Origin of the sequence: Sporichthya sp. (assembly GCF_013815995.1) — a bacterium.
Taxonomy (GTDB): Bacteria; Actinomycetota; Actinomycetes; order Sporichthyales; family Sporichthyaceae; genus Sporichthya.
In genome coordinates this window covers 1-7516 of the sequence record NZ_JACDFE010000225.1, presented here as the reverse complement: position 1 = coordinate 7516, position 7516 = coordinate 1, and the positions used below count along the sequence as shown (strand labels likewise).

Here is a 7516-nt window from a genome sequence, read left to right as displayed (position 1 = left end):
CCCCGGAGCGGACCAGCACGTCGGTCGTCCCGGTCCGCTCGACAGCCGGGATGTCTACGGTCAGCGCACCCTTCGGGTAGCGCAGCGCGGTCGGTCCGTCGCCCACGGCGAGCGCCTCGCGCAACAGCTCACGCAACCGCGCACCGTCGCGCGGAACGGCCACCCGCATGCCAGGGACGATGTTGAGCAGCGACAGGTCCCACACGCCGTTGTGGCTCGGGCCGTCGTCGCCGGTCACCCCGGCCCGGTCGAGCACGAAGGTCACCCCGCAGCGGTGCAGCGCGACATCCATCAGCACCTGGTCGAAGGCCCGGTTGAGGAAGGTGGCGTACACCGCCACCACCGGGTGCAGCCCGCCCATCGCCAGGCCGGCCGCGGAGGTAACCGCGTGCTGCTCGGCGATGCCGACGTCGAAGACGCGATCCGGGTGCTTGTCGGCGAAGTGGTGCAGGCCAACCGGGATCAGCATCGCGGCGGTGATCGCGACCACGTCGGGTCGCTCGTCGCCGACCGCCACCATCTCCTCGGCGAAGACCGAGGTCCAGGACTGCCCACTCTTGGCGGCCAGCGGTAGACCGGTGAGCGGGTCGTTGACGCCGATGCCGTGGAAGTGGTCGGCGAGGTCGTTCTCGGCGTGCGCGTAGCCGGCGCCCTTGCGGGTGATCGCGTGCACGATCACCGGTCCACCGAACTGGCGGGCCCGCATCAGCGCCGCCTCCAGCGCACCGATGTCGTGCCCGTCGATCGGGCCGACGTACTTCAGGCCGAGGTCCTCGAACATGCCCTGCGGGGCGAGCCAATCCTTCAGGCCCTTCTTCATGCCGTGCAGCGCGTGGAAGGCGGTGCGGCCGACCACCGGGGTGCGCTGCACCCGGGTACCGCTCCAGCGCAGGAAGCGTTCGTAGTTCGGCTTCATCCGCAGCGCGGACAGGTGGTTGGCCAGGCCACCGATGGTGGGCGCGTAGGACCGCTCGTTGTCATTAACAACGATGATCACCGGCCGGTCCGGCGCGGCGGCGATGTTGTTCAGCGCCTCCCAGGCCATTCCGCCGGTCAGCGCCCCGTCGCCGACCACGGCGACGACCGCGCGGTCGGACTGCCCTTGCAGCGCGTAGGCCTTGGCCAGCCCGTCGGCGTAGGACAGCGCGGTGGAGGCATGCGAATTCTCGATGACGTCGTGCGGGGACTCCGCCCGGCAGGGATAGCCGGACATCCCGCCGCGCTGGCGCAGCGTCGTGAAGTCCTCCGCGCGCCCGGTGAGGATCTTGTGCACGTAGGCCTGGTGGCCGGTGTCCCAGACGAGGCGGTCCCGTGGGGAAGCAAATACGCGGTGAAGCGCGATGGATATTTCCACAATCCCAAGATTCGGCCCCAGGTGGCCGCCGGTGCGCGAGACCCGGTCGACCAGGAACTCCCGGATCTCGGTCGCGAGCGCCTCGAGCTCGGCGGGCCGCAGACGCTTGACGTCCGCCGGCCCGGAGATCGACTCGAGCAACCCCACCGAATTCCTCCTGCCGCTGCCCCGCCCCGGCAGTAGGCCGGACCCCGATTCTAGGTTCCCGGAGTCCGGCCGTCTGTCAACGCCCCGACATAGGGCGGCGGACGGCGATCGACGCCAGGCGGAGCGCGCGAGGCGTCTGCGTGCAGGTCGGTCGCGACGGAGGAAGCGAGCGGTGGCGACGGGTCGTCAGACCCGACGCCACGCGCGAGCGACCGGAGGAGCGAACGACCGGTGCGGCAGCGCCAGCGCGCGCAGCGCGACGCGCTACCGACGAAGGAGGGAGCGCAATACAAACTGCATGATCCCGCCGTGGCGGTAGTAGTCCGCCTCACCCGGGGTGTCGATCCGGACCTTGGCCTGGAACTCGATGTGGCCGGCCTGCACCGTCACCCCGGAGGGGATCTCCCCCGCGTTCAGCGCCTCGATGCCGTAGATGTCGAACGGCTCCTCGCCGGTCAGGCCGAGGGAGTCCGCGGTGACGCCGTCGGGGTACTGCAGCGGCAGCACGCCCATGCCGATCAGGTTGGAGCGGTGGATGCGTTCATAGGACTCCGCGACCACAGCCTTGACGCCGAGCAACGCGGTGCCCTTGGCGGCCCAGTCCCGGGAGGACCCCGAGCCGTACTCCTTGCCGGCCAGGATGACCAGCGGGATTCCGGCCTTCTGGTAGTTCACCGACGCCTCGTAGATCGTCGTCTGCGGGGCCGTCCCGCCACCGGACGGGCTGAAGTCGCGGGTGAAGCCGCCCTCGACACCGGGCACCAGCTGGTTGCGCAGCCGGATGTTGGCGAAGGTGCCGCGGATCATCACCTCGTGGTTGCCGCGGCGTGAGCCGAGGGAATTGAAGTCCGCCTTCGCGACGCCCTGCTCGGCCAGGTACTTGCCCGCGGGCGAGTCGGCCTTGATGGAGCCCGCCGGGGAGATGTGGTCGGTCGTGACCGAGTCGCCGAGCTTGGCCAGCACGCGCGCGTTGTAGATGTCCTGCACCGGCGAGGGCTCGGTCTTCATGCCCTCGAAGTAGGGGGCCTTGCGCACGTAGGTCGATTTCGGGTCCCACGCGAAGGTGTTGCCGGTCGGAGTCGGCAGGCCCTGCCAGCGCTGGTCGCCGGCGAAGACGTCTGCGTAGTCCTTGAGGAACATGTCCTGGGTGACCGCACCGGCCAGCACCTCCTCGACCTCGGCCGTGGAGGGCCAGATGTCGCGCAGGTAGACGGGGTTGCCGTCCGGGTCGGTCGCGATGGCGTCGTTCAGGATGTCGATGTCCATCGTCCCGGCGATCGAGTAGGCGACCACCAGCGGCGGCGACGCCAGGTAGTTCATCTTGATGTCGGGGCTGATCCGGCCCTCGAAGTTGCGGTTGCCGGAGAGCACTGCGGTAACGGCCAGGTCGTTGTCGTTGATCGCCTTGCTGATCTCCTCCAGCAGCGGCCCTGAGTTGCCGATGCAGGTGGTGCAGCCGTAGCCGACGAGGTTGAATCCGATCTTGTCCAGGTACGGCGTGAGGCCGGCGCGGTCGTAGTAGTCGGAGACGACCTGCGACCCCGGCGCCAGCGTGGTCTTGACCCAGGGCTTGCGGGTCAGGCCGCGCTCGACGGCCTTCTTGGCCACCAGAGCGGCGCCGATCATCACCGACGGGTTCGAGGTGTTCGTGCACGAGGTGATCGCGGCGATCGCGACGATGCCGTGGTCGATCTCGAATGACGTACCGTCAGAAAGCGTGACCGCTACCGGGGTGTGCGGCCGGCCCGAGCCGCCGTCGACGGGCTGCCGGGGGTGGCCGTTGGTGTCGTCGACGTGCTCGTCCCCGGGGGCTGACGCCGCCGGGTCGCTGGCCGGGAACGACTGTGCGGACGCGGCATCGACGTCACTGGATTCGAAGCCGGTGTGGTCCACGTAGTCGCGCAGGCTGGTCCGGAACGCGGCCTTGGCGTCGGTGAGCGCGACGCGGTCCTGCGGGCGCTTCGGACCGGCGATCGAGGGCACGATCGTCGAGAGGTCGAGCTCGAGGTGCTCGGAGAAGCGCGGCTCCGCGGCCGGGTCGTGCCAGAGGCCCTGCTCCTTGCAGTACGCCTCGACGAGCGCGAGCTGCTCGGCCGGACGCCCCGTCAGTTCCAGGTAGCGCAGCGTCTCGGCGTCGATCGGGAACATCGCTGCGGTCGAGCCGTACTCCGGGCTCATGTTGCCGATCGTGGCCCGATTCGCCAGTGGCACCACGGAGACGCCGGGGCCGTAGAACTCGACGAACTTGCCGACCACCTTGTGGATGCGCAGCATCTCGGTGATCGTCAGGACCAGGTCGGTCGCGGTGACGCCGTCGGGCAGTTCGCCGGAGAGCTTGAAGCCGACCACCCGCGGAATGAGCATCGAGACCGGCTGGCCGAGCAGCGCGGACTCGGCCTCGATGCCGCCGACGCCCCAGGCGAGCACACCGAGGCCGTTGACCATCGTGGTGTGCGAGTCGGTACCGACGCAGGTGTCGGGGTAAGCCTGACCGCCCCGGACCATGACGGTGCGGGCCAGGTGCTCGATGTTGACCTGGTGCACGATGCCGGTGCCGGGCGGGACGACCTTGAACTCGTCGAAGGCGGTCTGGCCCCAACGCAGGAACTGGTAGCGCTCGAAGTTGCGCTCGTACTCCAGCTCGACGTTGCGGGTGAAGGAGTCTGCGGTGCCGAAGAAGTCCGCGATCACGGAGTGGTCGATGACCAGCTCGGCCGGGGCCAGCGGGTTGATCTTGGCCGGGTCGCCGCCGAGTTCGGCGACGGCCTCACGCATGGTGGCGAGGTCGACGATGCAGGGCACGCCGGTGAAGTCCTGCATGATCACCCGCGCCGGGGTGAACTGGATCTCGGTGTCCGGCTCCGCGCTGGGATCCCAGCCGCCGAGCGCCCGGATGTGGTCGGCCGTGATGTTGGCGCCGTCCTCGGTCCGCAGCAGGTTCTCCAGCAGGACCTTGAGGCTGAACGGCAGGCTCGCGGAGCCCTCCACCGCACTCAGCCGGAAGATCTCGTAACTGTTCTCGCCGACCTGCAGGTTTCCGCGGCTGCCGAAGCTGTCCACGCTTGCCGATGCACTCACGACCGTCTCCTTTCCTGAACCCTCGCCAATCCTCCCGCCCGGCGTGCGCCGGGGAGTTTGTGAGGTAACCCTTACTTGTGTCTCGATCCGAAGTATCTTGACGTCGAGACACATAGTACGTCAGCAAATTGTCAGATTCCATCCGCCGGGAATGTCGGAACGAATGCCTAGGGTTCGAAACGGTCGGCGACGGGCAGTCGCCGACCATGCAGAGGCGCGGGAGAGAGGTCACCACGATGGGTCGGCAATGTTCCGACGCACGATTCTCGGAGGTTGCTGCCGAGACGTTCGTCGCCAGTACGTGCTTCAAGACCGGACCACCGCGGCTGGTGGGCCTCGAACTTGAATGGCTCCTGTACCACCGCGCCGATCCGACCCGCCCACTCAGTACTGCCGATCTCGACCTCGCCCGCCACGCCGGCGACGTCCTCACCACCGGCCGCCTCACTGTCGAACCGGGCGGCCAGCTGGAACTCTCCAGCGAACCCTTCTCGGACCCCGCCCTGGGCCTGCGGCGCATCGACGCCGACGTCTCGGCCTTCCGGGCCGCTCTCCAACCCACCGGCCTCGAACTCGCCGGCCTCGGTCTCGATCCGCACCGGCCTCCCAACCGGCTGCTGGATCTCCCCCGCTACGCCGCGATGGAGCGCTACTTCGACCGCGGCGGCCCGGCCGGGCGCACGATGATGTGTTCCACCGCCGCCGTCCAGATCAATCTCGACGTCGGCGAGGACGTCGCCACCCGCTGGGACCTGCTGCATGCGCTGGTCCCCGTGCTGATCGCCGCCTTCGCCAACTCCCCGGTGGCCACCGGCCCCGGCCGCGGCACCCGCTCCGGGCGGGCCGCGGTGTGGGCCGCCATCGACCCGGCCCGCACCCGCCCGGCCCGCACCGATGGCGCGCTCGAAACTGCCGACCCCCGGGCCGCCTGGGCCGAGTACGCCCTCGCCGCCCCGGTGCTGTGCATCCGGACGGAGGGTCCGGACTGGAGCGCTCCGCCCGGGCTGACCTTCCGCGAGTGGCTGCGGGGCCGCGGCCCTCGCCCGGTCACCCTGGCCGATCTGGAGTATCACCTGACCACGCTGTTCCCGCCGGTCCGCCCGCGGGGTCACCTGGAGCTGCGGGTGGTCGACGCGCAGCGCACCGAGGCCGACGCCGCGGCTGCCCTGGCTCTGGCCTGGGTGCTGTGCACCGACCCGACCGCGACGGACGCGGCCCGGGAAGCACTCGAGCCGGTACCGGCCGATCCGCACGTGCTGGCGCGAGCGCGCCGGACCGCCATGGCCGACACCGAGCTCGCCACTGCGGCCGAGGGCTGCTTCGCCGCGGCCATCGGCGCCATCGACCGGCTGGCGGCCCCCGGCCTGCGCCCGGTGCTGGAGTCCTTCGTCGCGCGCTACGTCGAGCGGGGCCGGTGCCCGGCCGACGACACCCTCGACGCCTGGTCCGCCGGCCGTGACCTCGAAGCAGAGATCGCTGGAGGGGAGCAGCCGTGCCCGGCCTCGAGAGCGAGCTGACCGATTCGTTGATCGAAGGATCGACCGAGGCGTTGCGGGACCGGATCGCGGTCGAACTGGACCGCGCCCGCAACCGGACCCTCGCGCTGACCGGAGCGATCGACGACGTCGAGCTCACCCGTCAGCACTCGGAGCTGATGTCCCCGCTGGTCTGGGACCTCGCCCACATCGGCAACCAGGAGGAGCTCTGGCTGCTGCGCGAGCTCGCCGACCGCGAGGCGATCCTGCCCGCGACCATCGACGAGCTCTACGACGCGTTCCGGCACCCGCGCCGGGACCGGCCCACGCTTCCGCTGCTCGATCCCGGCGAGTCCCGCCGGTACGTCCGTGAGGTCCGCGGCCGGGTCACCGACCTGCTGGAGCGGGCTCCGCTGGAGGGCCGGAATCCCCTGACCCGCGGCGGGTTCGTGTTCGGCATGGTCGCCCAGCACGAGCAGCAGCACGTCGAGACCATGTACGCCACGCACCAACTGCGGGTCGGCGCGCCCGCGCTCGACGCACCCCCGCCACCGGCGGCGACCGGGCCGGCGCTCCCTGCCGAGGTGCTGATCCCCGGTGGCGATTTCGATATGGGCACCGACCTGGAGGCCTGGGCGCTGGACAACGAGCGCCCCGCCCACCGGGCGGCTGTGCCGGCGTTCTTCCTCGACACCACCCCGGTGACCAACGCGGCCTACGCCGAGTTCGTCGCCGCGGGCGGCTATGCCGACCAGCGGTTCTGGCATCCAAACGGCTGGGCGCACATCCGCAGCGCCGAGTGGGACGCCCCGCAGTTCTGGCGCCGCGAGGGGGCCGGCTGGGTGGTGCACCGGTTCGGTGTCGACGTCGAGCTCGCGCCGGACCAGCCGGTGCAGCACGTGTGCTGGTACGAGGCGGAGGCCTACGCCCGTTGGGCCGGTCGGCGGCTGCCCACCGAGACGGAGTGGGAGAAGGCCGCCCGGCACGACCCGGCGACCGGCCGGTCCCGGCGCTTTCCGTGGGGCGACGACGAGCCCACCGCTGCGCTGGCCAACCTGGGCGGCCGGCACCTCGGCCCGGCCTCGGTCGGCGCGTACCCGGCCGGTGCCTCACCGCTGGGCGTGCACCAACTGATCGGCGACGTCTGGGAGTGGACCGCATCGGATTTCACGCCCTACCCGGGCTTCCGGGCGTTCCCGTACCGCGAGTACTCCGAGGTCTTCTTCGCAGCGCCAGGACAACAGGGTGAATACAAGGTGCTGCGCGGCGGCTCCTGGGCGGTCGACAACGTCGCCTGCCGAGGCACGTTCCGCAACTGGGACTACCCGACCCGCCGGCAGATCTTCGCCGGTTTCCGGACCGCACGAAGTGCGGGTCCGGAACATGGGCACGGTCGGACCGCACGAAGTGCGGGTCCGGAACATGGGCACGGTCGGACCGCACGAAGTGCGGGTCCGGAACA

At 70.3% G+C, this 7516-nt stretch carries 4 protein-coding genes; 2 read left to right on the top strand and 2 right to left on the bottom strand.

Annotated features, from left to right (window positions below; genetic code table 11):
- Together dxs and H0X00_RS19720 are read right to left on the bottom strand one after the other, a co-directional pair.
- Positions 1 to 1501, bottom strand: a 1501-nt coding sequence (dxs, locus tag H0X00_RS19725) for a 1-deoxy-D-xylulose-5-phosphate synthase (protein WP_293774154.1), incomplete at its 3' end; no start/stop codon positions are given.
- 264 nt (positions 1502 to 1765) lie between these two features.
- Positions 1766 to 4579, bottom strand: coding sequence for an aconitate hydratase (locus H0X00_RS19720; protein WP_293774152.1), 2814 nt, complete (start codon positions 4577 to 4579; stop codon positions 1766 to 1768).
- 329 nt (positions 4580 to 4908) lie between these two features.
- Here H0X00_RS19720 and H0X00_RS19715 point away from each other — a divergent pair, with 329 nt between their 5' ends.
- Both H0X00_RS19715 and egtB read left to right on the top strand, forming a co-directional pair.
- The gene (locus tag H0X00_RS19715; protein WP_293774150.1) at positions 4909 to 6096 is read left to right on the top strand and encodes a glutamate-cysteine ligase family protein; all 1188 of its coding nucleotides are present in this window, start codon (positions 4909 to 4911) and stop codon (positions 6094 to 6096) included.
- Positions 6093 to 7516, top strand: a 1424-nt coding sequence (gene egtB / locus H0X00_RS19710) for an ergothioneine biosynthesis protein EgtB (RefSeq protein WP_367186705.1), incomplete at its 3' end; no start/stop codon positions are given. The genes H0X00_RS19715 and egtB, both read left to right, overlap by 4 nt.